General features: G+C 36.9%; 19 protein-coding genes. 5 read left to right on the top strand and 14 right to left on the bottom strand.

Annotated elements, in window-relative coordinates; genetic code table 11:
- The first annotated feature begins 95 nt into the window (after positions 1-95).
- Positions 96-1,076, top strand: coding sequence for an acyl-ACP desaturase (locus DUT69_RS18895; RefSeq protein WP_113654843.1), 981 nt, complete (start codon positions 96-98; stop codon positions 1,074-1,076).
- A 30-nt stretch (positions 1,077-1,106) separates the two neighbouring features.
- Here DUT69_RS18895 and DUT69_RS18890 read toward each other — a convergent pair whose 3' ends face one another.
- The 12 genes from DUT69_RS18890 to pyrR form a co-directional block, all read right to left on the bottom strand.
- Complete coding sequence (locus DUT69_RS18890; RefSeq protein WP_113654842.1) at positions 1,107-2,384, bottom strand: acetyl-CoA hydrolase/transferase family protein; 1,278 nt, start codon at positions 2,382-2,384, stop codon at positions 1,107-1,109.
- A gap of 98 nt (positions 2,385-2,482) precedes the next feature.
- Positions 2,483-5,848, bottom strand: a complete 3,366-nt coding sequence (locus DUT69_RS18885) for a methylmalonyl-CoA mutase family protein (protein WP_113654841.1) — start codon at positions 5,846-5,848, stop codon at positions 2,483-2,485.
- A gap of 423 nt (positions 5,849-6,271) precedes the next feature.
- Complete coding sequence (pafA, locus tag DUT69_RS18880; protein WP_113654840.1) at positions 6,272-7,936, bottom strand: alkaline phosphatase PafA; 1,665 nt, start codon at positions 7,934-7,936, stop codon at positions 6,272-6,274.
- Between the two features lie 60 nt (positions 7,937-7,996).
- Complete coding sequence (locus tag DUT69_RS18875) at positions 7,997-9,283, bottom strand: bifunctional folylpolyglutamate synthase/dihydrofolate synthase (protein WP_113654839.1); 1,287 nt, start codon at positions 9,281-9,283, stop codon at positions 7,997-7,999.
- A gap of 39 nt (positions 9,284-9,322) precedes the next feature.
- Positions 9,323-10,135: an energy transducer TonB gene (locus tag DUT69_RS18870; protein ID WP_113654838.1), complete on the bottom strand. Its 813-nt coding sequence runs from the start codon at positions 10,133-10,135 to the stop codon at positions 9,323-9,325.
- A complete protein-coding gene (locus tag DUT69_RS18865; protein WP_113654837.1) occupies positions 10,135-10,539 on the bottom strand; it encodes an ExbD/TolR family protein in 405 nt (134 codons plus the stop codon). Before DUT69_RS18865 ends, DUT69_RS18870 begins: the two co-directional genes overlap by 1 nt.
- On the bottom strand, positions 10,539-11,249 hold the full coding sequence (locus tag DUT69_RS18860) for a MotA/TolQ/ExbB proton channel family protein (protein WP_113654836.1): 711 nt from the start codon (positions 11,247-11,249) through the stop codon (positions 10,539-10,541). The genes DUT69_RS18865 and DUT69_RS18860 overlap by 1 nt, the downstream gene beginning before the upstream one ends.
- 1 nt (position 11,250) lies before the next feature.
- Positions 11,251-12,486, bottom strand: coding sequence for an HU domain-containing protein (locus DUT69_RS18855; protein ID WP_113654835.1), 1,236 nt, complete (start codon positions 12,484-12,486; stop codon positions 11,251-11,253).
- Positions 12,487-12,543: 57 nt separating this feature from the next.
- On the bottom strand, positions 12,544-14,244 hold the full coding sequence (locus DUT69_RS18850; RefSeq protein WP_113654834.1) for a porin family protein: 1,701 nt from the start codon (positions 14,242-14,244) through the stop codon (positions 12,544-12,546).
- A gap of 8 nt (positions 14,245-14,252) precedes the next feature.
- Entirely contained in the window at positions 14,253-17,270 is a 3,018-nt protein-coding gene (locus DUT69_RS18845; protein WP_113654833.1) for a tetratricopeptide repeat protein, read from the bottom strand.
- Between the two features lie 181 nt (positions 17,271-17,451).
- The gene (locus DUT69_RS18840; RefSeq protein WP_113654832.1) at positions 17,452-18,384 is read right to left on the bottom strand and encodes an aspartate carbamoyltransferase catalytic subunit; all 933 of its coding nucleotides are present in this window, start codon (positions 18,382-18,384) and stop codon (positions 17,452-17,454) included.
- Between the two features lie 7 nt (positions 18,385-18,391).
- Positions 18,392-18,937 carry a bifunctional pyr operon transcriptional regulator/uracil phosphoribosyltransferase PyrR gene (pyrR, locus tag DUT69_RS18835; RefSeq protein WP_113654831.1) on the bottom strand — a complete coding sequence of 182 codons (546 nt, stop codon included), beginning with the start codon at positions 18,935-18,937 and terminating at the stop codon, positions 18,392-18,394.
- 345 nt (positions 18,938-19,282) lie between these two features.
- On the opposite strand from pyrR, the gene DUT69_RS18830 reads away from it, so the two are divergent.
- Positions 19,283-20,755 (top strand): alpha-amylase, encoded by a 1,473-nt coding sequence (locus DUT69_RS18830; RefSeq protein ID WP_113654830.1) that lies wholly within the window; start codon positions 19,283-19,285, stop codon positions 20,753-20,755.
- Positions 20,756-20,813: 58 nt separating this feature from the next.
- Here the strand turns inward: DUT69_RS18830 and DUT69_RS18825 are convergent, their stop codons facing one another.
- On the bottom strand, positions 20,814-22,079 hold the full coding sequence (locus tag DUT69_RS18825; RefSeq protein WP_240186767.1) for a type IX secretion system plug protein: 1,266 nt from the start codon (positions 22,077-22,079) through the stop codon (positions 20,814-20,816).
- A gap of 118 nt (positions 22,080-22,197) precedes the next feature.
- A complete protein-coding gene (locus DUT69_RS18820) occupies positions 22,198-24,111 on the bottom strand; it encodes an ABC-F family ATP-binding cassette domain-containing protein (protein WP_113654828.1) in 1,914 nt (637 codons plus the stop codon).
- A 234-nt stretch (positions 24,112-24,345) separates the two neighbouring features.
- Between DUT69_RS18820 and DUT69_RS18815 the strand changes: the two genes are divergently transcribed.
- The 3 genes from DUT69_RS18815 to DUT69_RS18805 all read left to right on the top strand — a co-directional run bounded on the left by DUT69_RS18815 (position 24,346) and on the right by DUT69_RS18805 (position 26,981).
- On the top strand, positions 24,346-24,756 hold the full coding sequence (locus DUT69_RS18815; protein WP_113654827.1) for an Rrf2 family transcriptional regulator: 411 nt from the start codon (positions 24,346-24,348) through the stop codon (positions 24,754-24,756).
- A 93-nt stretch (positions 24,757-24,849) separates the two neighbouring features.
- Positions 24,850-25,518, top strand: a complete 669-nt coding sequence (locus tag DUT69_RS18810; RefSeq protein ID WP_262511046.1) for an NAD(P)-dependent oxidoreductase — start codon at positions 24,850-24,852, stop codon at positions 25,516-25,518.
- A gap of 431 nt (positions 25,519-25,949) precedes the next feature.
- Entirely contained in the window at positions 25,950-26,981 is a 1,032-nt protein-coding gene (locus DUT69_RS18805; protein ID WP_113654825.1) for a quinone-dependent dihydroorotate dehydrogenase, read from the top strand.
- Positions 26,982-26,992 lie beyond the last annotated feature (11 nt).

Raw genomic sequence — 26,992 nt, 5'->3', positions numbered from 1 at the left:
CCCGTAGTTCGCTGCCGAAGGCATAATCCAATATTAGTTTCGGCGTTAACAGATAAATTATGTATCTTTGTTATTTATAAATCATATATAAATACATGAGTTTTTTCGTAGAAAAAAGAAGGGAAGTAATGCAGCATATCGAAAAGTATATGCTAGAGATGATGCCTGAGTATCTTAAGCCTATTGATGAAATTTGGCAACCATCTGATTTTTTGCCTGATTCGACCAAAGATGATTTTTTTGAAAAAATAAAAGACTTGCAGCAAAGTGCTAGCGAGTTATCTTATGATTTAGTTGCTGTATTAATTGGCGATACTATAACTGAAGAAGCATTACCTACTTACGAATCGTGGTTAGCTATGGTTGAAGGTGTAAGCAAGGATGAAGAGGGCGGATGGATGAAATGGAATAGACAGTGGACTTCAGAAGAAAATAGACATGGCGATTTATTAAATAAATATTTGTATTTGTCTGGTCGCGTTGATATGCGTCAAATGGAAATGTCTACTCAATATCTAATTGCAGACGGCTTCGATATTGGTACAGGTCACGATCCTTATAGAAATTTTATATACACATCTTTTCAAGAGATGGCTACAAACGTTTCACATAGACGTGTAGCTTCTTTGGCTAAGAAAGATGGTGATACATTACTATCGAAAATGTGCGGTGTAATAGCATCTGATGAAGCTAGACACGCTAAAGCATACAAAGACTTTATTGGTCAGATTTTTAAAGTTGATGCTACTGAAGCAATGCTTGCTTTTGAAGATATGATGAAGAAAAAGATTGTTATGCCGGCTCACTTTTTGAGAGAAGTTGGTTTACCGATTGGGCAAGTTTTTGGTCATTTTACTGATGCTGCGCAAAGATTAGGCGTTTACACCGCTGTTGATTATGTAGATATTTTGAAGCAACTTATTGTGGAATGGAATATCGAGGGTATGAAGGAATTAAACGAAGCAGGAGAAAAAGCCAGAGATTATATCGTAAACTTGCCAAATAGACTTTTGCGAGTTGCAGAGCGGATGAAAAATCCAAGTATCGACTATAAATTTAAATGGATTCATGCATAAAGAGAAGGCGGGTTGCAAAACCCGCCTTTTTTATTTAAACCTTTCGTAGAAAGCTCTTTCTAGGTTTTCTTGATGCCTGGGATGCGCAATACTGATGAGCGCTTTCGCCCTTTGCTTTAGATTCATGCCGAAAAGATTTACCTTACCATATTCTGTAATAATCCAATGAACATGGCCCCGAGTTGTAACTACGCCAGCGCCTTCCTTTAAAAAAGGTGTAATGCGACTAATACCTTTGTTTGTTATTGATGGTAGCGCTATAATAGGTTTTCCACCTTGTGAAAGTGAGGCACCACGCATAAAGTCCATTTGTCCGCCGATTCCAGAATATTGATAAGTTCCGATCGAATCTGCGCAAACTTGTCCGGTTAGATCTATTTCTATGGCACTATTTATAGCAATCATATCATCATTTTTTCGGATAACACTCGTATCATTTACATAGCTAATATCTAACACCTCAATTTCTGGGTTATCATTTACAAAGTTGTAAAGGCTTTTTGTGCCAGCCATGAAACTAGTAACTGATTTTCCCTTATTTATTCTTTTTCTGCTATTATTTATAACTCCGCTTTTGATAAGCGGAATTACTCCATCTGACAGCATTTCGGTATGTAAACCAAGATTTTTATGATTGATTAGGTTTTTTAGCACTTGGTCTGGGATTGTACCAATACCTAATTGTAAAGTAGCGCCGTCGTCTATCAGCTCTGCTATATTTTTTCCTATTAACCGTATCGCATCGGTTGCGCCTGTTTCGTAATTGATTTCGGGGAGTTCTGCTTCATGCCAAACCAGAGCGTCTATTTTATCAACATGTAAAAAACTATCACCATGCGTACGTGGCATATTTGGATTTACTTGAGCAATAATATATTTAGCAACTTCAACAGCTGCCCTAGCAATATCTACAGATGTCCCCAAAGAACAGTATCCATGAGCATCTGGTGGCGAGACATGAATTATTGCTACATCGACAGGAAGAATATTTGTTTTAAAAAGCTGAGGGATTTGGCTTAAGAAGATAGGAATGTAATCTCCGTGATTGCTATTTGCAATTTTGCGTGTATTTGCCGAGACGAATAATGAATTGATGAAAAAGCTTTCTCTATATTTTTCATCATTAAAATCTACATCGCCAAAACTGGTAATACTTACCAGCTCTACATTTTTAAGTTCTGTGTGTCGATTTTGAAGCGCATGAATGATATGTATAGGCGTTGCAGCGCTCCCATGTAAAAATACCCTATTGCCCGATTTTATCTTTTTTACAGCTTCTGATGCTGGTATATAATTTAGTAAAGACATTTATGATGTTTTAGTGAATTTCAAGTGAAGCTAATTTATCTATTACCACCTAAAAAATCATCATAAATGTCTCTACATAAAGTGATTAATGTTACTTTTTACATATTTCTGCGATACTGGCCACCAACCTCATATAGGGCCTTACTAATTTGACCCAACGAGCAAATTTTGCAAACTTCCATCAAATGCGAAAAGATATTTTCACCTGCGATTGCAGATTTTTGCAGGTTTTTTAGTGCCACTGAAGTATGGTCTTCATTTCTGTTTTGAAAATCCTTTAATGCTGTAATTTGATATTCTTTTTCTTCTTCTGTTGCGCGGATAACTTCGCCTGGCACAATTGTAGGAGAACCATTTTTGTTTAGGAACGTATTTACACCAACGATTGGAAATTCGCCGGTGTGTTTTAGTGTTTCGTAATAGAGACTTTCTTCTTGGATTTTTCCGCGTTGATACATGGTTTCCATCGCTCCTAAAACACCTCCTCGATCATTAATTCGCTTAAATTCAGCTAAAACTGCTTCCTCCACTAAATCTGTTAAATCTTCAATAATAAACGCTCCTTGTAGCGGATTTTCGTTCTTTGCGAGGCCTAATTCACGGTTTATAATAAGTTGAATTGCCATCGCTCTGCGAACAGATTCTTCTGTTGGCGTAGTAATTGCTTCATCGTATGCATTTGTATGTAACGAATTACAGTTATCATAGATGGCATACAAGGCTTGTAACGTAGTTCTTATATCATTAAAGTCAATTTCTTGCGCATGTAATGAACGGCCAGAAGTTTGAATGTGGTATTTTAATTTTTGTGAACGATCGTTGCCTTTGTATTTATTTTTGATAGCCTTTGCCCAAATTCTTCTGGCCACGCGACCAATCACCGAATATTCTGGATCGATGCCATTGCTAAAGAAAAACGAAAGATTTGGTGCAAAATCATCAATATTCATTCCTCTGCTTAGGTAATATTCTACAAAAGTGAAGCCATTACTCAGGGTAAATGCTAATTGAGAAATTGGATTTGCTCCAGCCTCTGCAATATGGTAGCCTGAGATAGAAACAGAGTAGAAGTTTCGTACTTTTTCATCGATAAAGTATTTCTGAATATCGCCCATCATTCGTAAAGCAAACTCAGTTGAGAAAATACAAGTATTTTGAGCTTGATCTTCTTTTAAAATATCCGCTTGTACGGTACCTCTAACGGCACTAATTGCATATGCTCTAATTTTTGCATAAACATCAGCTGGCAAAACTTGGTCGCCGGTTACGCCTAACAACATTAGGCCCAAACCGTTATTTCCTATCGGTAATTCTCCCTGATAACTTGGTCTTTTTGAACCTTTTGCGTTATAAATCTCAGTTATTTTCTTTTCAACCTCTACTTGAAGCTCATTTTCGATGATATATTTTTCGCACTGCTGATCTATAGCTGCATTCATAAAAAAGCCTAGCAGCATAGGCGCAGGGCCATTTATGGTCATGGAAACAGAAGTTGAAGGCGCACATAAATCAAAACCAGAATATAGTTTTTTAGCATCATCTAGCGTAGCTATACTAACGCCAGAATTACCTATTTTACCGTAAATATCTGGTCGCACATGCGGATCTTCACCATAAAGCGTAACCGAATCAAAAGCGGTTGATAGACGATGTGCAGGTTGACCCAAAGAAACATAGTGGAATCTTTTGTTCGTACGCTCTGGACCACCCTCGCCGGCAAACATACGTGTCGGATCTTCACCATCTCTTTTAAGTGGGAATACGCCAGCAGCATAAGGAAATTCTCCGGGCACATTCTCCGTAAGTAACCATCTTAATATGTCACCCCAATCTTCGTACCGTGGTAAAGAAACCTTCGGAATTTGTAGTTTAGATAACGATTCGTAATATAACGGTTGCTTTATTTCCTTATCGCGTACTTTATAAATAAAATGTTCGGCTTTGTACTTTAACTTAGTTTCTGGCCATTGGCGAAGTAAACGCTTGCAATCGCCATCAAGTTGTTCGTCTAAATAATCATACGCTTCTTTTAATCCCTCACCAAAATTCTCAAAATCATTAGCAAAAGACATTACACCTTGCAATTGATAGAGTTTACGGGCAATTTTACTTTGCTTTTCTACCCACTCGTTATAAGTTTGACTCGCTTCAGCAATTTCAGAAAGATAACGTATTCTATCTGGCGGGATGATATAAATTTTTTCGGATTGAATTTCTGTAGTTTCCATCCCTGAAATAAAATCCGTTCCCGTTTTATCCTTTATGCCTTTAAGCAAAGCAACAAAAAGATTATTCATTCCGGGATCGTTAAATTGCGACGCCATTGTTCCATAAACAGGAATATCCTCGTCTTTTGCGTCAAAAAGATTATGGTTACGCTTGTATTGTTTACGCACATCGCGTAAGGCATCTAAAGCACCACGTTTATCAAACTTATTAATGGCAACCAAATCTGCAAAATCCAGCATATCGATTTTTTCTAATTGCGTTGCAGCACCAAACTCTGGTGTCATTACATACAGAGAAACATCGCAATGTTCTGTTATTTCTGTATCTGATTGGCCAATACCAGAGGTTTCTACAATAATCAAATCATAGCCGGCTGCTTTGCAAATGTCAATGCTTTCTTGTACGTTTTTAGACAATGCTAAATTTGCCTGTCGTGTGGCTAACGAACGCATATAAACCCTAGGATTATTAATTGCATTCATTCTAATTCTATCGCCTAACAATGCACCGCCTGTTTTTCGTTTAGATGGGTCGACGGAAATAATAGCTAAAGTTTTGTCTTTTACTTCTATTAAAAATCTTCGTACTAGTTCATCTACCAGAGATGATTTACCAGAACCGCCAGTTCCTGTTATACCTAAAACCGGAGCTTGGTTGTTTAGCGTTAGTTTCTTTAACTCGTCTACAAATTTTTGAGCACCTTCTGGATCGTTTTCTGCAACGGTTATAGCAGAGGCAATGCTTTTAACCTCTTTTTGTGGAATGTAGCTTAACTCGTTAGTAATGGCTTTAGTGGTAATGAAATCGGTTTGTTCGAGCATGTTGTTTATCATGCCTTGTAAGCCCATTTTACGACCATCATCTGGAGAGTAAATTCTAGTAATGCCGTAGGCTTGCAACTCTGCAATTTCTGTAGGTAAAATTACACCACCGCCACCGCCAAAAATCTTTATATGTTTTGCACCTCTTTCTTGCAAAAGATCGTACATGTATTTAAAATATTCGATATGGCCACCTTGATAAGATGTCATGGCGATACCTTGCACATCTTCTTGAATGGCGCAATTTACAACTTCTTCTACAGAACGATTATGGCCTAAATGGATAACTTCTGCACCAGATGACTGCAAGATGCGGCGCATAATATTTATGGTTGCATCGTGGCCATCAAAAAGGGCTGCAGCAGTTACAAAACGAATTTTATTTTTTGGTTTGTAGACTTGTATTTGTTCCATTATAGGTTTTTGTATTTGGTTTACAAAGTTAGTAAAAACTAAGGATTGGCAATGTTAATCACTTAATAGATACAGAAGAATGAACTATTTTATTGAAAAGCAGTGCCAAATGCTGTTATTAACGTTAGTAGGGCTAATCGTTTCAATTCCCGATGAAAAATCGGGAGATTTACACTTATATCCCGTTTATAGCACTACGGTTTGTGCAATTATTTGGAGTTGCGGTACGCCTAAGCCTTAAATACAAAGTGCAAATAAGGAAATGATATTTACGGCTTGCAACTTGGGTTTGTTGCACTGTTTAACTTTTTTAAGCCTGATTGGAGCGCATAGCCCGCAATGAAACGAAGTGGAGTGAGGACTATAAGCAAAAAGCAGGGCTTACGATAATCGTAGCCCTGCTTTTGACTTTCTAAATTAATCTTATTTAGTTATTTCGGTAATTGGATTGCCAATAGAACCATTAGGCATTTGTATACGCAACATCGTCGCTAGGGTAGCGGTGATATCTGTCATGTAATATTGTTTAGACGTTTTACCAGGTTTAATATTCCAGCCCATAAAAATTAGCGGGATATGCGAATCGTAATTGTACCAGCCACCATGACCTATTCCGGAAGGTGAACTTGAATTATACCACGCCGCATGGTTGATAATTTGAATATCGCCACTTAGTTTTGGATTGTAACCATTTTCTAATCTGGTTTTTAGTTCTGCTGGTATAGTGGTGTTATACAAATTTGTTAAATCTATTGCATTGCTTACACTTTTTTGCTTTTTAAGGTGATTAATAGCTGCATTTTTTACCATTGTAAAATCTAATTTACTGTTTTCAATTACTTCATGATCGAAAATTACCTGGTCATTTGTTACGGTAACAATAGATTTTTTAAGTTGAAATTTTTGTTGCATTAAGGTATCTAAACTTCTGTATAATGCCCTAGATGTAAATCTTTCGGCTGGAATTTTATTTTTGGCTAAAAACTCCGGTGCATGTGCAACCCCATGATCTGCAGAAATGAAGAACAAGTAATTTCCTTTTCCTACAGTTTTATCTAGGTGGTTAAAGAGCCCTTCTAAATCTTTATCTAACCTAAGGTAGGTATCTTCAATTTCAATTGAATTAGGACCGAACTGATGGCCTACGTAGTCTGTTGCAGAACAACTAATAGCCAAAAAATCAGTGATATTGTCTTTACCTAACTCTTCTTTTTCGACAGCTAGTTTCGCGAAATCGATAGTCATGGTGTTGCCGTACGGCAAACTTTTAATCATTTCGTTATTTTTACCGATGTATTGTTTGGTTTTGTGAGGAAATGAAGACTCTGTTTCGTCTTTGAAACGGCCTTCGTAAGCTACATTATTTGAGTCGCTGCTTACATAGGTTTCAATTGGGTAAAGTGTATTCCAATCGTTCGCAAAAAATTTATCTCCTTCTCTTTTGGCATTAGCTTCGTTAACCCAATTTGGTAATTTATCCATATAGTGTGTACTGGTAATCCAGTTTCCACTTAATCCATCATGCCAATACGCAGCATTTGCCGAGTGACCACCTGGAAGAATAGAACCTCTATCTTTTAGAGAAATACTGATAACTTTTGCTTGAAAATTTGTAGCAATACGTAACTCATCAGTTATGGTATTAACTTGAAGATTTTTTGGAGACATTAAACCTGCATTTGAAGTACTACCCACTGTTTTCTGACTTTTATCCTCTACGCAATACACGTCTCTACCTACCATAGAATCGTACCAAGAGTTGGCAACAATGCCGTTTAAAGCTGGTACGGAACCTGTATAGATACACGCGTGACCACAAGCTGTTTGTGTAGGTAAATAGGGGATAAGTGTATTTTCGGCAGAAAAACCTTCGTTAATTAACCTTCTGAAGCCACCGTTAGAGAAACGATCGTAGAAACGGTAAAGGTAATCCCATCGCATTTGATCAACAACAAAGCCAACCACTAACTTAGGTCTGTCTACAGTCTTTGGGTATTGTGTAACTGTGGTTTTAGGCTTAATCGACTTTTGAGCGTGAATTTGATTGAAAGTTGAAATTAATACGACTAATAAAAGTATCTTCCTCATTATACTGGTTTTTGTAAGTAGTAAAAATAGGAATATGATTGTGAAGTAAAAATGAATTTATTATAAAACTTCTGCTACAACAAAGGTGCTTCCACCTACAAAAACAAGATCATTGGGCTTTGCATTTGCTTTAGCAGTTACAAAAGCTTCTTTAACAGATAAATAAGTTTTTCCGACAAGTTGGTAATTTTTTGCTTGATTATAAAGCTGTTGGACGTTTAAAGCCCTTTCTAGATTTGGTTGGCAAAAATAGTAAGTTGCATTTTTTGGAAGTAATGCTAACACGCCACTTATATCTTTATCGTTCACCATCCCTATCACAAAGTGAAGATTTTGATGCGGAGTTTGATTGATATTTTGAAGAACTTCGGTAATTCCGGCCTTGTTGTGACCAGTATCACATATTACCAATGGATTTTTACTAAGCGTTTGCCATCTACCTTGCAAGCCGGTAATTTTTTTAACGTTTCTTAATGCGTCTTTTACCGCATCTAAACTTATATTAACGCCAATTTTGTTTAACTGATCTACAGATGCCAATACGGTGAGAAGATTTTTAGTTTGATAACTACCAGTCAAATCCGATTTTAAGTTTTCAAGTTGTTCTCCGTTTTTGAAATTAAAGTTGGCACTTAAGTAATTTGCATTTTTTTTAATATTCGTAATGTCCACAACATCTTCAGCAAAGCTGATATTTGCATTTTGGGCGGTTGCTTTTGTAATAAATACAGCTTCGGTTTCTAAATGCCTTTCGCCAATTATTACAGGAATGTTTGGTTTGATTATTCCTGCTTTTTCAAAGGCAATTTCTGGCAAGGTATTACCGAGAATGTTAGTATGGTCTAAACTGATATTTGTAATTACCGACAGTTCAGGCATTATAATATTAGTAGAATCTAACCTGCCGCCTAAACCGACCTCGATAATCGCCACATCTACCTTTTGTTTGGCAAAATAATCGAACGCCATAGCTACAGTTACTTCAAAAAATGAAGGTTCAATCTCTTGAATTAGCTTTTTTTGCTCGTTTACAAAATCCTTAACAAAGGCCTTTGAAACCATCTTTCCGTTAACCCGAATACGCTCTCTAAAATCTTTTAAATGTGGAGAGGTATATAGTCCGGTTTTGTAGCCAGCTTTTTGAAAAATTGCGGCCAACATGTGCGATGTTGAGCCTTTGCCATTTGTACCAGCAATATGTATGCTCTTGAATTTGTTCTGCGGATTTCCCAAAGCTTTGCACATAGCCAATGTATTATGCAAGTCTTTTTTTATTGCCACAGCACCAACTCTGGTAAACATTGGTAATTTACTGTAGAGAAAGTCTAGTGTTTGGGCGTAAGTCATTTTTTGCTAAATGCTTAGTGCATGAATTTTTTGGTCGAACTACTTAACCTTAAAGTTAAAAACAACTACGCCTGTTTGGTTATCGCCACCAACATCAGATTTACTGAGTGAAGAATTTAGCACAGCTTGGATACATTTGTTAACCAATTCCGTATCAGTAATTGTAGACCCTTTTAGTTCTTGATTGGCTCTGGTTATTGCTCCATTTTTATTGAAATAAATTCTAATAGCAACTCTACCTGTTTTTTGTCCATCATCATTAGGGATTACCAGATTAGAAAAACGTCTAAGTGGAATAGGGGTGTTACCAAATCCTGATCCACCTTCGCCATAGTTTGGCGCCAAAGGATCGCCGTTAATGCTACCTTGGTTACCAGGCGTATTTCCGGTACCATCGCCTTGCCCAGAGCCATTGTTCTTTTTGCCCTTGTAAAGTGCATTTTGGTTAATGGTTTGCTCTGCTGGTTTGGTTTCCTTAGCACTGGTTGGCGCACTATTGCTTTTTTTATCTTTGGTGTTAACGCTAACAGCATCTTCACTATTCTGTGTAGCAATATCCTTATCGCTTATTTGAGAAGAAGTGGTAGGAGTAACTTGTTGCTCTGGCGTAATCTTGTCAGGCATTTGATTGTTTGCATTTTCTGCAACAGAAGGTTCTTCAATGCTAGTGTAATCTGTACCCATACCTTCTACCGAGGTGCCATAGTTTACAACCATGCCGCCCATACCTACATCTTCTGGTGGTTCAAAAGCACCAATTACTAGAAAAAAGCTAAGCGCCAACATTCCCGCCATAATTCCGGTAGAAATGGCAAATGCTTTTGGATAATTATTTTCTTCGTTGGTTTGCATTATTTTTTCTTCTGTTCTACTGCTAAAACAACTTTTAATTTCAATTTGTTGGCCACATCAAAAACCTGCATGGTATTTTCTATCGAAACACCTCTAGCAACGTAGAGTACAATGGTTAAATCCGTTGCAGCTTGTTGGTAGGTTTGGATGCTTGCTTCCATATCTTCTAAAGTTACCCTTTGTTTATCAACGAAATAATTGAGGTTCTCGTCTATAGTTACGGTAACAGTTTTTTGAGAAGTTGATTGTTGACCAGATTCTGACCGTGGCAATAAAAGTTTAACTACTTGAGGATTTGCTACTGCAGATGCCAATAGAAAAAACAAAAGTAGAAAAAACATGATATCGTTTAGTGCCGAGGTATGTACCTCTACCGTACCTTTTTTTCTCTTGCGTAAATTCATTATTTGCCCGGCTCTTCTAATAAATCAATAAATTCGATAGCATCTGTTTCCATTTTTAGGATGATCTTTTCGACCATCATGTTTAAAATGTGGTACAATACGTATGCTATAATACCAATGATTAGCCCGGTTGCCGAAGTAATCATTTTAGTGTATAAACCACCAGAGATTGTTCCAATTTCGATCGCTCCTTTAATCGAAACATCATGAAAGATGGTAATTACACCGATAATCGTACCTACGAAACCAAGCATCGGAGCAATACCTGCTATAATTCCTAAAATGCCAATGTTTTTTTCAAGCTTGGCAACCTCTAATTTACCAGTGTTTTCAATAGCACCCTCGATATCTTTAATGGGTCTTCCAATTCTCTTTAAACCTTTTTCAAGCATCCTTGCCAAAGGCGATTTGGTGTTTTTGCACAACGCAATTGCGCTGTCTAACCTGCCTTCGTGTATGTTCTGTTTAATTTGGAACATTAAGTTGGTTTCATCTTTAGAAGATTTGCGAATGGTTAAATAACGCTCGGTAAAAATAACCAAACCTAAAAATGCTAATAAAGCTAGCGGTACCATTACCCAGCCACCAGCAAATAATAAATCAATAAAATGAAGTTCTTTTGGTGCTGCAACTACGCCCGGTGCGGCAACGTTTGCTGAATCGATAACTTGGCTCACTGTGTCTTGAACTGCTAAAAGCAATGTAATCATGTTATTTTTTTGGGTTTATGGGTTGTATATAAATTCCTTCGTTTCTTAATTTTTTTCTTAAACTATCTCTGTATAACTTGGCCGGATATTCTGCTAAAAATGATCCTGCGCTTATATTAATCATTGTTCTGGATAGTCTTATTTTTTTTGCCGAAATTCCTTCTTTGGCTAAATTCCTGATAATAGAATTAGCTTTCTTTTCGGTAGCAACTGCACTTACCAATACTTCATAAACAACTACTTTGCTACTATCAATGGTTTTAGTTTTTACAGTGTCTTTCTGTAGTGTAACCATGCTATTGTTAATCGCCAAACTATCTTCTTTAGAAGTGTCGACCATAACACCTAAGCTATCTGGAGTAGTTACCGGAACATTATCGTTTTGTAAGCTAGTTTGGTTCTTGTTAAAATAGTTATTAAAAAATTGTGGATTAACAAAATATACCACGGCACCCAATGCTACTATAACCAAAAGTGCAATTAACACTTTTAAAAAGAAAGGCATTCCCTTTTTAGGCTCTTCCTCTTCTATGTAAACTGGGGTAGGAAATACCGTTTTTTTAGGTTCCTCTGTAAAAACAGGAGCTACTTCAGCAACGTCCTCCAATTCTTCTTTTTCTACAGTTTCTATTACGGGTGGTTCATCTGAGAGATGATGATAGGTTTTTTTCTCCGTTGTTACTTCAGTAATTTCTTCAAACGTTTCTTGTTCATCTAAAGCCAATACGTTTTCCTCTTCAGTTTCTTGACCTGGATTTTCTTCTTCCAAGGTGTTTTCTGCAACTATCTCTTCCAGCTTTTCTTCTTCAACTTTTACGGTTTCTTCAGTTCCTTTCGTGTCGGTAACTTCTGGTAAGCCATAAAAATCATGCGCAATGTAACTTTCTTCTGCCGGCACTAAAATTGTTTCTCCCTCGGTAAATTTTAATATCCCGATAGGAGTTAAATCTGCTTCGTGTATCTCGTCCAGCTGACTTTGAATCCGCTCTGCGAATTCTTGGATATAGTAATTTGCAGATTCAGTTGAAATGTTTCTTTTACCGCTAATGTAACTCGAAAGTTCTTCGCTTTCTTTTACCTCGGTTGTAAAAGCAAGTGTAAAGCTAGGCGGTAAAAATGCGTGTTTCTCTGCATCGTATTTACCAGGGGATTTCTTTTTATAAAAGGTACCCAAACCGGCAACACCCACATTTTTGCGGGTTTGCAGTAGTTCTGTTAGGTATAATAAAATATCCATTCTGGTAAAAGTAATTTATAATTTTGTATCAATCAATAGTATTGTTGGGCAAAGCTACTAAAACGAGTAGCTTACGCCGCCAAAGATATTGAAACCATTGTTAGGGTAGTACAAAAATCTGCTGTATTTTGTATTTAGTAAGTTATTGGCTTTGATAAATGCTCCAAATTTATTGTTGATTTTATAATCTGCACCAACACCTAAATCTGCAAATCCTTTAACATTTACGTATGTTTCCTGACTGTAATCTGGAGTTGGTAAATAAACGTGCGGTTGTATTTGAGGATTAACACTGTAGATTTTAGCTTTGCTATCACCTTGTACTGCTAAGCTTGCATTAAAAGTTAACTTGTTATTATATGCATACATTAAATTTGATGTAACACGTAATTGTGGTTTAAAAAAGCTTTCTTTCTCTACTGCAGGTTTGTAATCTTCGATGTTTAATTTTCCAGTCCATTTTAATGCGTCGCTAACTTGTACAGAAAGTTCTCCTTCTAAACCAAGTAGTTTCATGTTTCCGAAATCGTAAATCACGTCAAATTTATTGAAGTTTTCGAAGTTGTTAACAAACAAAGGCATATCAGTAATTTTTTTACTGTAAAAGCGAGCTTTATAGCCAAAACCTGGTCCGCCGGTTCCTTTAATACCCGCACTAATGCTAATTTTCTCAACCGTGTTTTGCATGTTAATATTAGCGTTTAAGAACGGATTTTCGTCAGTAAAACTTTTTAATGTATTTCTGTTTACATCGCCTTTAACTTCTCCAAAAACTTGCAAAAATTCTGGAATAAGTGTGAAGTCTGCAGTTACAGCCGGGAAAATTCTGGTTTTAGATTTATCGCCAAACTCCTGAACCATATTAACACCAGCAGTTATTTTTACACCGCTCGCCTGTAATTTGATGTATGGATTTAAACGTAATAGGTTATTTGAAAAACTCGTATTTATATCTTTGGTTTTACCTAATTCAGCAGCAGCTGCTAAGCCCAAATTAAAACTGCTAATTCTCTTGTTCATGTAACCGGTTAAGGTAACAGTTTGCTCTCTGGCGTCAAATTTATCGCTAAAAGTATATGCGTTAACTTTAGCTGCATAACTTAAGGCGTTTTCATCTGGGGTGTATTTGTTAATTACTTCTCCTTCTAATTCAAAGAAATTAAATACTTGCCTAGCCGGATCGGGATTTAAAGTTGGATTTAAACCATCGATACCATAAAAGAAAAGGCCATGACGTTGATAGTTAATACGACCATTTAACGTTACTTTTTCGCCAATGCTACGGCCAAAAACACTTAACTGTTGTTCGTTATCATTTTGCTTGTTTAGCTTGCCTTCTTGGCTAAAATGTCTAAAAAAAGCACCTGCTTGTAGGGCTTGGTCTTTGTCTGTGCCAACATAGGCTTCGGCCAAGATGGTACTTAAAGAACCAATACCACCTTTTACATAATTGTTAACAAGCTGTGCTGCTTTTTCATCAGCCAAACGTTGCGCCTGTAGTTTCTGTATATCAGAGTTTAACTCTAATTTTCTATCGGTTATAACGTAGTTGAATTTTGCTTTATAAGTAGCAACATTATTCAAATCTGGGCTTCGTCTTAACTTTACCGCTTCTGCTAAAACCGGTTTGTATGGTCTTACTACTTCAATTTCTTCGCTAACTGTTTTTTCTGGTGGCTTAACATCTTGAGCTTTTGCGGCAAAATTACCAGCAACTAAAAGGCATAAAGCGCTATATAAGGTCTTATCTAATCTCATGTTTTGGTCTAGTTTATTTTTGCTAATTTTTCTTTTGCGGTAGGGATAATATCATCCTTGCCGTCGTAATTATCTATAATACTTAATAAGGTACTTTTCGCTTGTAATTTGTCTTTAAGCGCTAAGTAGTTATCAGATAATAGAATGAAAGATTTAGCCACCCAATAATCGTAAGAAGGCATGTTGTTTATTAAATCGAAACAGGTTTTTTGCGAAGTTTTATAATCGCCTTTGGCATATTGAACCAGGGCTAAGTTGTATTTTGCCTCTGCTGCCGCGATGGTTTTTGTTTTGGCTACCACATTGTTAAATGCTTTAACCGCCTGCGCTGTATCAGCTTTAAGCATATAGGCTTTACCGATGAATAAATCGGAGCTGTTTTTTTCCTCTTCAGATGATTTATCGGCAGTTTTAATAATTTCTGCATATTTCATCATGTCATCGGCCATGCCCAAAGCGTTATAGGCTTTAAGTAAGTTATTAACCGCATAACTGTAGTGAACTTTATAGTCGGCTGTTGTCTCTAACCTTTTTAGGTAAACAATGGCTTCGTTGTATTTTCCTTCGGCCATTAATACCTTTGAAACGCTAACTAAAGAACGCTCAGTATAGTCGCTGGTCCAATCATTCAGGATGTAATCGTAATCGGCAATAGCTTCCGCAGAACGACCTAATTTTACCAATGACTCGGCTCTAATAAATTTAGCTTCTTTATCATGTATCGCTTTTGGAAACTTGTCAAAATACGCATTAATAGCTTCAAATGCACCTTTAGCATCTCCTCTTAAATAAATATTGTTAGCAGCTTGGAAAACGATATTGTCTTGTTCGCTGTTAGAATAATTTCCTAGCGGAGTTGTGCCTGCATAAGCGATAAAACCGTTTGCGTCTCCTTTATCTACATAGATGTTTTTTATTGATTCTAAAGCTTGTTTTGCTTCTGGAGCACTCGGATAATCTCTAATTACTTTTTTAAAAGATTCTAACGCTGGCTCATCCTGATCCTGGTTATATTGAACTAAACCAATGGTTACCAATGCACGAGGAACATAACTACTACGCGGATATTTGGCTACAAGATCTACTAAATCTGATTTAGCTTTATCAAAGTTTCCTTTGTCGAAATAAGTGTATGCAGTTTCGAAACCAGCGTCGTCAGCATAGTTAGAACTAGGGAACTTGCTTAGCAAACTTTGCATGGTAGTAATCTTACTGTCTTCTTGTTTTTGCAAGCCCTGTATCATACCGCGTTGAAACAATGCATAATCTTCGCCGGTTAATTTACCATTGATGATTTTATTGTAGTTAGTCATTGCATCGCCGTAGTTTTTGTTTACGAAATAAGCATCTGCCAAACGAATAGTAGCATCGGTAACGGTTTTAGCATCTTTATCGTTTCCTCTTAAAAAGCGTTCGAAATAATTTGCTGCCTTTGTATATTTTTCGTCTTCAAAAGCCGAATATCCTAAAGCGTAATTTGCGAAATTGTAAACGTCGGTTTTTTCCGCGGCAGGCAATTCTAAGAATTGCTCGAAAGTTTTAACTGCTTCGCCATATTTTCTAAGTTCGTACATAGATTCCGCCATCCAGTAAACGCTTAAAGCATAAATTTCTTTGTCTTCTTTAAAGTTTCCAGAACGTAAGAACATTGATAAAGCATTAGGAAAGGCTCTTTCATTGTAATATTCTAGCCCTCTGAAATAAGTTGCTTTTTGGTAAGCTTCTTTTGCTTCCTGAGATTTGTTTTGCAAAGGCTCAAGAATATCAATTGCTGTTTGGTAGTTTTTGCTGGTTAAAAGAATTTCGGCCTGAAGAATTCTAGCCTCATTCATTTTTTTAGACGCCGGGAACTGTTTGATAAACGCTTGGATAGATTCTAAAGCCTGAGAGTTAAACTCTAGTTCATAGCTTAATCTAGTATAACTTAACCAAGCTTCTTCTTGTATATTTTTGTCGAAATCTAATCTAGAAGCTCTGAAAAACGCACTTCTAGCTTTTTCTTTGTTGTTTAATTTTAACGATGCTCTACCTAAAGTATGCATGCCATTTTGCAGGTAAACATCGTCTGCATTAAGTTTTTCGAGTACGGTAATAGCTTCTTTATATTTAGCATTTTGGAACAATGAGTAACCATACTGGTAAATAAAAAGATTGTTTTTAGTTTGATTTTTGTCTTTCGAATAAAATTCTGCAAAATATTTTTCCGAGTTTTTGAATTCGCTTTTAGCAAAATAAGATGCTGCCACCAAGCTCAGCATTTCTGGCTCAAACTGTTGTTTGGTTTTTGCCATTGCCGGTATAGCGTATTCAATTACATCATCGTAACGCTGATCTAAATAATACATCGAAGTGATGTAGTACGGGTAACTTGCCTCGTAAGTAGGAGAGCCTTTTAGCTTCTCGAAGTTTGCAAGCGCAGTTTTGTATTCCTTATTAAGATAGTTGATATAGGCAAAGTAATAGGTTGCACTCTCTTTAAACTGAGAATCTTCTTTTTTTACCGCTTCGAAAAGTGGCTCGGCTTTTTCAAAATCGTTTAATTGGAAGTAGGCGTAGCCCTGTTTGAATTGATATTCTAACCTTTGTTTTTGAGAAAGTGAAGAAGGATCTGTTTTCTCGAACCATTCTAAAGCCTTGGCATAATTATTTTGTGCAAAATAAGATTTACCTACGTGGAAGTAAGCTAGCTTTGTATTAGAGTTTAGTGGATATTCTCTAATAAACTCCATAAATAAATTTTCAGCATCATCGTTGCCCAATTCTAAAGCGCAAACCGCTGCGTAAAATTTTGCGTTTTCTTTAATTAACGAAAGTTCTGCGTTACTTTCTTGTTGGGTACTAGCCTTGGCTCTAGATTGCTCTACCAGTTTAAATTGTTGCGAAGCTGCAACGTATTTCTCTTTGTGTAATAGCTCTAGGCCACTTTGGTAGTTTTTATTGAGATTTATTAACGGACTTACTTGGGCAAAACTGGCGCTAACACCGCCAACTAACATTAGGGGCACAAATAAAAATTTCTTCTGCATAGGTTTCAAATATGGTTGGTACTAAATTAGAAATAGTATCAAAGCTTATCAACAGAAGTAATTAACATCTGTTGATAACACTGTTTTAACGGTAAGTTTTTTAAAATGTTGTTGGATTGTAAGGAAGTTGGTGAGCTGGCTATTTAATTAGCTAGCTACCAAATACTTTAAGCTAAAATATTTAATCGTTTTGGCTGGCAAGTAGGTACAAAACAGCCATTCTAACGGCTACGCCATTTTCTACCTGTTCTAAAATTATAGATTGTTTGCTATCTGCAACATCGCTTGTAATTTCTACACCGCGATTAATTGGACCAGGATGCATTACGATAATTTCTTTGTCTAGGCTATCTAAAATTTCTTTATTTAAGCCATACATCATAGAATATTCTCTTCCGGTTGGAAAATATTTAATATCCATACGCTCTAACTGTATACGTAGCATATTGGCAACATCGCACCAGTTTAAGGCTTTTCTTAAATCGTGCTCAACTTTAACGCCCAATGCGGCAATATGCCTCGGTATTAAAGTAGTAGGGCCACAAACCATAACCTCTGCACCAAGTTTTTGTAAGCATAGAATATTAGAAATGGCAACTCTAGAGTGTAAAATATCACCCACAATTACTACTTTTTTGCCTCTAACATCGCCTAATTTCTGGCGGATAGAAAAAGCATCAAGCAGGGCTTGTGTAGGATGTTCGTGTGCACCATCTCCGGCGTTTAAAATTTGTGCGTTTATGTGTCGGCTTAAAAACTGACCTGCACCAGCGTAAGGATGGCGCATTACCACCATATCAACCTTCATAGCCAATATGTTATTAACCGTATCTATTAAGGTTTCGCCTTTACTAACCGATGAAGAAGATGCTGCAAAATTTACCACATCTGCCGAAAGTCTTTTTTCAGCAAGTTCAAAAGAAAGTTTGGTACGGGTAGAGTTCTCGAAAAAGATGTTAGCAATGGTAATGTCTCTTAAAGATGGAACCTTTTTAATTGGTCTGTTAATAACATCCTTAAAATTATCAGCAGTTTCGAAAATCAATTCAATATCATTCAGGTTAATGTCTTTAATGCCTAAAAGATGTCGGGTTGATAGTTTTTCTGCTGCCATTTCTTACTTATTGCTTTTCTGATAATAAAACCACTTTGTCTTCGCCTTCTTGTTCTGTCCAGCTTACCTTAACCTTTTGCGAGTCTATACAATCTACCTGCTGACCGATGTAATTTGGCTCAATAGGTAAATGTCTGCTAAACCTGCGATCAATTAGCACCATTAACTCCACTTTTTCTGGTCGGCCGTAAGCTAACAGCGCATCCATTGCAGAACGGATTGTACGACCGGTCCACAGCACGTCATCAATTAAGATAACCTGTTTGCCTTCGATAATAAAATCTATGGTATTGCTGCTTGCTGTTACTAGACCATCTTTTCGTCTAAAATCATCTCTAAAAAAAGTTATGTCTAAATGACCCTTTTTTATGGTTTTCGATTTTAATATTGTGGTAAGTTCTTGGTGTACGCGATCTGCGAAATAGGTTCCTCTGGGCTGTATTCCGATTAATACAGTATTAGAAAAATCGTTGTGGTTCTCAATTAATTGATGACAAAGTCGCTTAATTGTGATTTGGAATTTCTGACCGTCTAAAAGAGTTCTTTTTTGCATTGAACAAGGATTGCGCAAATATAGAGAAAAAGTAGGAAGTAAAAAGTGGAAAGTGAAAAGTTATCCATAAGTCCTGCTAAAGTGTTTGAGTGTTAAATTGTTAGATTTCTTAAAAAGGATAGTTTTATTATTACATAAACTATGAGAGCGGAACCCGCGTAAATTAAACCCGATTGCCGTGGAAATACTTTTTACAATTCCCCTTCAGGGGAGATTATAGGTAAAAAGATTGCAACAGAAAGCGGGGCTACAGATGCTATGAAAAATTGACTTTCGTTTCCAGAAAAATAAATTCATCAAACATAAATCAACATTTAGGGTTATTAGTGTTCTAAACCCTAAACTATGCGAAATACTACGCTCATTCAATATTTTCATTGGTATTACAATGAAGAAGAAAATTTATGGACCAAAGCTCGTAACGAGGCAGATAATTTAGCACAATTAGGTATTACCGGTGTTTGGTTTCCGCCAGCGTATAAAGGCACAAATGGCGGGTATTCTATAGGTTACGATACGTATGATTTATACGATTTAGGTGAATTTGACCAGAAAAATAGCGTTAGCACAAAGTATGGTAGCAAAGAAGAATATTTAGCTGCAATTAATGCTTTGCATGAAAAGGGTATTTCTGTTATTGCCGATACCATTTTTAATCATAAGGCGGGTGGCGATGAGCTGGAGAAAGTTACCGTAAAACGAGTTAATGAAGAGGATAGAAACGAATTTATTTCTGAAAATTTGGAGATAGAGGCTTGGACAAAGTTTACATTTCCGGGTAGGCAAGGTAAATACTCTGAGTTTATTTGGGACTTTAGATGTTTTAGCGGAGTAGATTGGGCCGAAGATTTGAAAGAGGCGTCGATTTTTGCAATCCAAAACGAATATGGAGAAGGTTGGGAAGATGTACCGTCTAAAGAAATGGGTAATTACGATTACCTGATGTACAATGACATCGATTTTAGAAATCCGGCTGTACGCGAAGAGCTTAAAAATTGGGGTAAATGGTATTTCGAAACTGCAAATTTAGATGGCTTTAGGCTTGATGCGGTGAAACATATTTCTACAGAATTTTTAAACGAATGGATTGATGCCATGCGTGAGGCTTGCGATAAGGAGTTGCTAATTGTTGCGGAGAACTGGGTTATAGATGATATAGCGGAGTTGGAAAGTTACGTAGACGCTACTGGTGGCCGAACCCAACTTTTTGATTCGCTTTTACACCATAACTTTTATTTGGCTGCGCAAGCTGGTAAGGAGTATGATTTAACAACAATTTTTGATAATACATTGGTGCAGAACAACCCTTTAGTTTCTGTAACTTTCGTAGATAATCATGATTCGCAACCTTTACAATCTTTGGAGTCTTTTGTTGAAGAATGGTTTAGGCCATTAGCTTACGCCATGATTTTATTGAGAGAAGGTGGAATTCCTTGTGTGTTTTACACAGACCTGTACGATGCTAGTTACGAAGAGGAGGGAAATAAAATTGATTTAAAGGCAGTAGCTAGTTTGCCACAGATGTTAAAAGTAAGAGATTTGTTAGCATACGGTTTGCAACGCGATTATTTAGATCATCCGAATTGTATTGGGTGGACTAGAGAAGGGGACGAGGAGCACGAAAATTCTGCGCTTGCAATTTTACTAAGCAATGGCGAGGAAGGGTTTAAAACGATGGAAGTAGGGGCGAAGTTTGCTGGCAAAACTTTTATAGATGTTTTAGGTTACCGAACCGAAGAGGTGGTGATAAATGAAGAAGGTTTCGGGGAGTTTTTATGCCCTGCCGGAAGTGTTTCTGTTTGGATTCTGAAGGTTTAGTTCGATGTTCGTTTTTCGTTGCTCGTTTAAAATGATAGACGAACAACGAGAAACTAATTTATTTTTTAACAGAATTAACATTTACAAAGCCTACTAACTCATCCCAACGGCCTCCAGGTTTTTTGTAGTAAACCAAAACCTGGTAAGTGTTGTCGGTCTCAAAAAAAGAGCCCTCAAAAATGGTATCGTCATATTTTCCATTTTCGTCAACCCAAACGTACTTAAAATCATATAAGCCTTGTTTTAACTTTAAGTTGGTGTAATAACGTTGCCTGCTGGCATCGAAAGACAGTTTACTGTCGTCTGTTAGCATGTAATTATTAAATCGCCCGGCTAAATAAACATTACCTTTTGCGCTTTGCGGATTTGCTTTTAAGGTGAATAGCACGTTTGCGTAATCACTATCGGTAACATTGTCTCTTCCATCTTGATTGCGGATAAAAAAGTTGCCATTTTCATCGAACTGATTGCTGTATTTACTGTTTCCGTACGGTTGATCGGTAAAAAGAATTACCGTTAAGGCAGTGTCTCTATAAATATCTTGTACATGTTCTGCTTTATACCTAAAACTTCTTGTGTCAAACTTTCTAAATTCGTTGCCGGCCCAAAATTCGTTGGTATTTAAATCGTTGTAAACTAAAGCGCCAGGTTTTACAAAAGCAGGTTTAGTATTTAGTATAGCGGTTTGCGGGTTTGCATTTTGCATTACTACCGCTTTTATATCCATATAAGGGTTGGCAATAGGCATTTGATGAAACACAGAAAAGTTTACTTTTTGTTTGCTGTTTCTGTATTGCACCTGATTACTTGGAACTATGTCTGCACCCACATTTACCGCATTATTACTTACGTAAAAGCGTTGCGTAACTACAACTTGCTTCGGGTTTCCGTTTTCGTAAACCTTTAATATGTAATTGCCGGCAAGTTTTGGTTTTATTTGCTCGTTTGGTAAAGTGAGCTGATAATGCGTAAACTTCTGTAGCGTGTTAAAAGAATACCTATAGTTAAAAATAATATCCTCCTTAAAAGATTCGAGATAATCCATCGCATTAATTTTCGACGGCTTCCAATCGTAAGTACAGTGTTCGATGGTGTAGTTGTAGTTTTTGTTGCCACCGCGTAAATCATCAAAGGCAAAAGTTATGGTTTCGCTACTTTTTAAAGCGATGATGGGAAATGATTGTTCTTTTTTAGAATTATAACACTCAACGGTTTTAATGTTGGGCTGATAGATTTTGTTGTCGTAAACCAAAACTGGATTTTGCGCAAAGCAACTAAGGCTACACAACAGTAATAGAAAGAATCCGAAAAATAACTTATACAATTTACCCATTTTAAATTTCTATATCTACCTACTTATTCGTAATCAATATGGTTGAAATAAAAATGCACAAAGAAATAAATCCGTGTGCATCCTTATATCTTTGGTTAAAACTAAAAAATTATCCCTCCAATTCCATTATTTCATTTGCTAAATCTTCCCAAGTTTTTTGGGCATGATCTAACAATGCTTTTTCGGCCATGTATTTTTTGTTGGCTTCGTCTAATTTATGCTGATTTGAAAAAACTTCCTCCTTAGCCAATTCAGCCTCGGCATCTTTAACGCTTGCTTCAAAAACCGAAATCTCTTCTTCGGCTTTTTTCAACTTATCGTTTAGCTTTTTTAATTGCTGTTGCACATTTGCAGGAGCAGGTTCGGCAGGTTTTTTCTTCTCTTCGGTAGTAGGTTTTACCGGAATCGGTTTTGGCGCAGGAATTACCCTTTTACTGTTCCACTCCTCGTACTCGGCATAAGTTCCTGGATATTCCTTAATTTTTTCTTCTTCTATAAACCAAATTTTGTTGGCCACATTATCTAAGAAATACCTATCGTGAGAAACAGATATAAACGTTCCTTCGTACTGTTGTAAAGCCTGAATTAAAATATTTACCGACTGTATGTCCAAGTGGTTGGTAGGCTCATCCAAAATTAAGAAATTTGAGTCTGTAGTTAACGATTTGGCTAAGGCAACTCTAGATTTTTCTCCTCCAGAGAGCACTTTAATTTTCTTGAAAACATCATCGCCAGTAAACAAGAAACAGCCTAAAATACTACGTAGTTCTGTATCGGTATGTTTTGGGGCAAAGGCTTGCAACTCCTCTAAAATCGTATTGTCTAAGTGCAAAGATTCTAATTGGTGCTGTGCAAAGAAAGTTGTGGTAACGTTATGTCCGGTTTCAATTTTTCCTTGAGCAAAACTTTCAGCTCCAGCAATCATACGTAATAACGTAGACTTACCTTTACCATTAGCTCCAATTAAGGCAATTTTGTCACCTTTTTCAATCAGACCATCGGCGTTTTCCAAAATATCGATATTCGGATAAGCCTTGGTAACATTTTCCACCTTAATTACATGCCTGCCACTTGGTTTAGTAAATTTAAAGCTGAAGTTAACGGTTGGGTTGTCATCATCAACATCCTCAACACGCTCCATTTTATCTAAAGCTTTCATACGCGACTGCGCCATTTTGGCTTTGCTCGCTTTAGCTTTAAAACGTTCAATTAAACGTTCTTCTTGCTTAATCTTAGCTTGCTGGTTTTTAAATTCGCCTTTCTGAATCTCGCCTCTTAAAGATTTTTCTTCAACATAGAATGAGTAATTTCCGGCATAAACAGTCAGTTTACCTTTTCTAGATTCAACTGTTTTACGAACAATTTTATCTAAGAAATACCTATCGTGGGATACGATTACGATTGCGCCTTCAAAACTACCTAGATATGTTTCTAACCATTTAATAGATGGTAAGTCCATGTGGTTGGTAGGCTCATCCAGTAATAAAATATCAGGAGTTTGCAAAAGAATTTTGGCCAACATTACACGCATACGCCAGCCTCCAGAAAAGGTATTTAAAGGGCGATGCTGATCAGCTGTGCTAAAACCTAAACCCGCTAAAATTTCATTAGCTCTGTATTCGATGTTATAGCCATCTAATGCCTCAAACTCTTGCTGTTTATCGCTTAGTTTATAAAGAGTCTCTTCACTGTAGTCGGTCTCAATTTTTTTTAGCAGTTCTTCAATCTCGTCGTGCAATTGATTTTGGCGTTCAAAAGCCTCCATTGCAACGTGTAAAATGGTGTGGTGAGATTCGTACGAAAGTAAATCTTGGTTCAAATAACCAATTTTTAGATCCTTCGCCATAGAAACACTGCCCGAAGAAGGCGCATATTCACCTACAATTATCTTTAATAACGTAGATTTTCCGGTACCATTGGCGCCAATAAGTCCAACTCTGTCGCCCGGTTTAATATGCCAGTTCGCTTCGTCGTATAAGGCTCTAGAGCCAATTAAAAAGGTTAAGTCGTTTATAGAAATCATTTCAGCGCAAAAATACGATTTTTATTGCCGTTTTAAAGGATAAGTTTTTGAAAACGAACCCTAGTAAATTTGGGCAAATCCAATTGCGTTTTATGGAGCAATCTCAAAGGCATGTGTAGCTAATTTAACTAAAGCCGGTTTGGTGAAAGCTGAGCTGTTGCATTTTTTTTTGCTAAAATTCTTCAGATTCGAAAATAACACCTACATTTGTACTGTAATAAAAATAATTACAGAATGAATAACGGAAGATTTGCTATCGCTTTGCACCTATTAACTTTGCTAGATCAAGCAAAAGGCGAGCTCTTGTCTTCTGAATATTTGGCTGGCAGTATTAATATCAACCCGGTTTTGGTGCGTAAAGAGCTAAGCAGTTTGCGTAAGCATGGTTTCGTACAGAGTAAAGAAGGTAAAAATGGAGGCAGTACACTAGCTGTTTCGGCCAAAGAAATTACTTTGGCAGCAGTTTATAATAGTGTTAAGCAACTTTCGTTATTAGGCCACCAAAAAAATACACCCAACCCTAAATGTCCGGTTGGTAAAGACATTAACAAGCATTTAAATAATTTATATAACGATACAGAAAAGATTTTGATTGATCAGTTGAATAAAAAAACACTGGCTGATTTCAGTCAGCAATTCGAATAAAATTTTTTTGATGTAAACTGTAACAAATAATATTACAATTAATTAATTTATAAAACAGATGAGTGAAATTAGCCTCAGAATGCAAATTCGCTTATCGCAATACTAAAAAACATGAAAGTAGCAGTAATAGGAGCCACAGGTTTTGTCGGCAAAAATTTAGTAAACGAGTTAACTTCTCGCGGTCATGAAGTTGTAGCAATAGCTCGTAGTACGGAAAAAATAGAAAATGAAAACGAAAAACTTACGAAGGTAGCGGTTGACGTTTTGGATACCGAAAAGTTGGCGCAAACGCTAAAAGGCGCCGACGCTGTTGTAAGTGCATTTAACGCAGGCTGGACTAATCCAAATCTTTACAACGATACGGTTATTGGTGCAAACGCCATTCAAAAAGGTGTAAAAGCATCGGGTGTTAAGCGCTATATTTTTATTGGTGGTGCTGGTACCTTGCAAATAGATGGAAAGCAATTAGTCGATGGTCCTGATTTTCCGGCCGAAATTTATCCTGGGGCATCTGCAGTGAGAGATTATTTTAATACGCTAAAAGAAGAAACAGAGTTAGATTGGTTGTTCTTTAGCCCGGCTATTGAAATGCACCCAGGCATAACAACTGGCCGTACTGGTAACTATCGTTTAGGCAAAACAAGTCCAGTTTTTAACGAGCAAGGACGTTCGATCTTGTCTGGCGAAGATTTAGCTGTAGCAATTGCCGATGAGTTGGAGAACAATGCCCATCATCAAGAACAGTTTACGGCAGCATATTAGTACCGACGCCATTAAAAATTTTAGAAAAGGCTAGCTCTGCTGTTATTAGACGGCAGTCCCGCTTTTTATTACAAGTCCGCACTCGTAAACTCGTTTGCGGGCTTTTCATTTCAATCGGGTTTAGTTAACACAGGTCATTTTCAATAGGTTGAAGTGAAATCGGAGGTTTTGAAGAGGTTAGCTTTTTTGTCAGTCAGTTTAAGGATGATATTTTTGGTTGCTGGCTCTAATAAGAAAACTTATTTTGAACATAACGACTTGAGTTTACGATACCGGCTTTGTATAATAAACCTTGGCGACGCGGTTATGGCAAGCGTAGCGCCAGCCATTTGAGCAGAGCAAAGGACTGTTTTTGCCATTGATGATGCTGTTGCTTTTCAAAAAAATAAATACTCAAATTTAACTTTTGATTTTTTATTTATCTTCGTGCCATGTATCGCCTAATCAAACCTGTTTTTTTTAAATTTGACCCTGAAAAAGTCCATCACTTTGTGGTAAAACGCTTAAAGTGGTTCAATGATTACTTCCCTTTGGGCAAAACCATTATTAGAGGTAGTTATGATATTAGCATTAAAGGTTTAGAAAGGGAAGTTTTTGGTATTAAATTCAAAAATCCGGTAGGTATGGCCGCTGGTTTTGACAAAAACGGGGAATATGTTGAGGCATTAAGCAATCTGGGTTTTGGCTTTATTGAAGTTGGCACCGTTACGCCGCTCCCTCAGCCCGGAAACGATAAGCCACGTATGTTTCGTTTGCAAGCAGATGAAGCTATTATTAACCGTATGGGCTTTAATAACAAAGGAGTTGATGTGATGGCGGAACGTTTGCGATTGTTGAAAGAAAGCCATCCTCATATTGTGGTTGGAGGCAATATTGGCAAGAACAAAGCTACGCCTAACGAAGACGCGGTGAGCGATTACATTAAATGTTTCGACCGTTTGTTTGATGTGGTAGATTATTTTGTAGTTAACGTTAGCTCGCCAAATACCCCAGGTTTACGTGCTTTGCAAGAAAAGGAACCTTTAATGCAATTGTTAAATACCTTGCAACAACGAAATAAGAAAAATGATATTTCGAGACCTATTCTGCTTAAAATTGCACCCGATTTAACAGACGAACAGCTGGATGACATTGTGGAAATTGTAAAGGAAACCGGTATAGCCGGCGTAATTGCTACAAACACAACAATTGATAGGAATGGACTTTACAGCGAAGAGAAAGTTAAAAACGAAATGGGCGGTTTGAGCGGTAAACCACTTACAAAAAGATCTACAGAAGTAATTAGATATTTAGCAGAAAAATCTAATAAATCTTTCCCTATTATTGGGGTAGGAGGCATACATTCTGCAACAGATGCAAAAGAAAAAATAGAAGCTGGTGCAAGTTTAGTGCAACTGTATACCGGTTTTATTTACGAAGGGCCAGGATTAATTAAACAAATTTGTAAAGCTTTGGTGAACTAAACACCATGGCT

Source organism: Pedobacter namyangjuensis (assembly GCF_003313325.1).
GTDB classification, from domain to species: Bacteria; Bacteroidota; Bacteroidia; order Sphingobacteriales; family Sphingobacteriaceae; genus Pedobacter; species Pedobacter namyangjuensis.
The sequence above is the reverse complement of the archived record's forward strand: the minus strand, read 5'-3'. Positions and strand labels throughout refer to the sequence as shown.

What these genes read in the sequence shown, in the direction of transcription:
- DUT69_RS18870 (WP_113654838.1), bottom strand. Translation starts at nt 10,135, where the DNA reads ATGCAAACCAACGAAGAAAATAATTATCCAAAAGCATTTGCCATTTCT.
- DUT69_RS18850 (WP_113654834.1), bottom strand. Translation starts at nt 14,244, where the DNA reads ATGAGATTAGATAAGACCTTATATAGCGCTTTATGCCTTTTAGTTGCT.
- DUT69_RS18845 (WP_113654833.1), bottom strand. Translation starts at nt 17,270, where the DNA reads ATGCAGAAGAAATTTTTATTTGTGCCCCTAATGTTAGTTGGCGGTGTT.
- DUT69_RS18820 (WP_113654828.1), bottom strand. Translation starts at nt 24,111, where the DNA reads ATGATTTCTATAAACGACTTAACCTTTTTAATTGGCTCTAGAGCCTTA.
- pafA (WP_113654840.1), bottom strand. Translation starts at nt 7,936, where the DNA reads ATGAGGAAGATACTTTTATTAGTCGTATTAATTTCAACTTTCAATCAA.
- DUT69_RS18860 (WP_113654836.1), bottom strand. Translation starts at nt 11,249, where the DNA reads ATGATTACATTGCTTTTAGCAGTTCAAGACACAGTGAGCCAAGTTATC.
- DUT69_RS18855 (WP_113654835.1), bottom strand. Translation starts at nt 12,486, where the DNA reads ATGGATATTTTATTATACCTAACAGAACTACTGCAAACCCGCAAAAAT.
- DUT69_RS18865 (WP_113654837.1), bottom strand. Translation starts at nt 10,539, where the DNA reads ATGAATTTACGCAAGAGAAAAAAAGGTACGGTAGAGGTACATACCTCG.
- DUT69_RS18875 (WP_113654839.1), bottom strand. Translation starts at nt 9,283, where the DNA reads ATGACTTACGCCCAAACACTAGACTTTCTCTACAGTAAATTACCAATG.
- DUT69_RS18815 (WP_113654827.1), top strand. Translation starts at nt 24,346, where the DNA reads ATGAATAACGGAAGATTTGCTATCGCTTTGCACCTATTAACTTTGCTA.
- DUT69_RS18805 (WP_113654825.1), top strand. Translation starts at nt 25,950, where the DNA reads ATGTATCGCCTAATCAAACCTGTTTTTTTTAAATTTGACCCTGAAAAA.
- DUT69_RS18895 (WP_113654843.1), top strand. Translation starts at nt 96, where the DNA reads ATGAGTTTTTTCGTAGAAAAAAGAAGGGAAGTAATGCAGCATATCGAA.
- DUT69_RS18840 (WP_113654832.1), bottom strand. Translation starts at nt 18,384, where the DNA reads ATGGCAGCAGAAAAACTATCAACCCGACATCTTTTAGGCATTAAAGAC.
- pyrR (WP_113654831.1), bottom strand. Translation starts at nt 18,937, where the DNA reads ATGCAAAAAAGAACTCTTTTAGACGGTCAGAAATTCCAAATCACAATT.
- DUT69_RS18830 (WP_113654830.1), top strand. Translation starts at nt 19,283, where the DNA reads ATGCGAAATACTACGCTCATTCAATATTTTCATTGGTATTACAATGAA.
- DUT69_RS18890 (WP_113654842.1), bottom strand. Translation starts at nt 2,384, where the DNA reads ATGTCTTTACTAAATTATATACCAGCATCAGAAGCTGTAAAAAAGATA.
- DUT69_RS18885 (WP_113654841.1), bottom strand. Translation starts at nt 5,848, where the DNA reads ATGGAACAAATACAAGTCTACAAACCAAAAAATAAAATTCGTTTTGTA.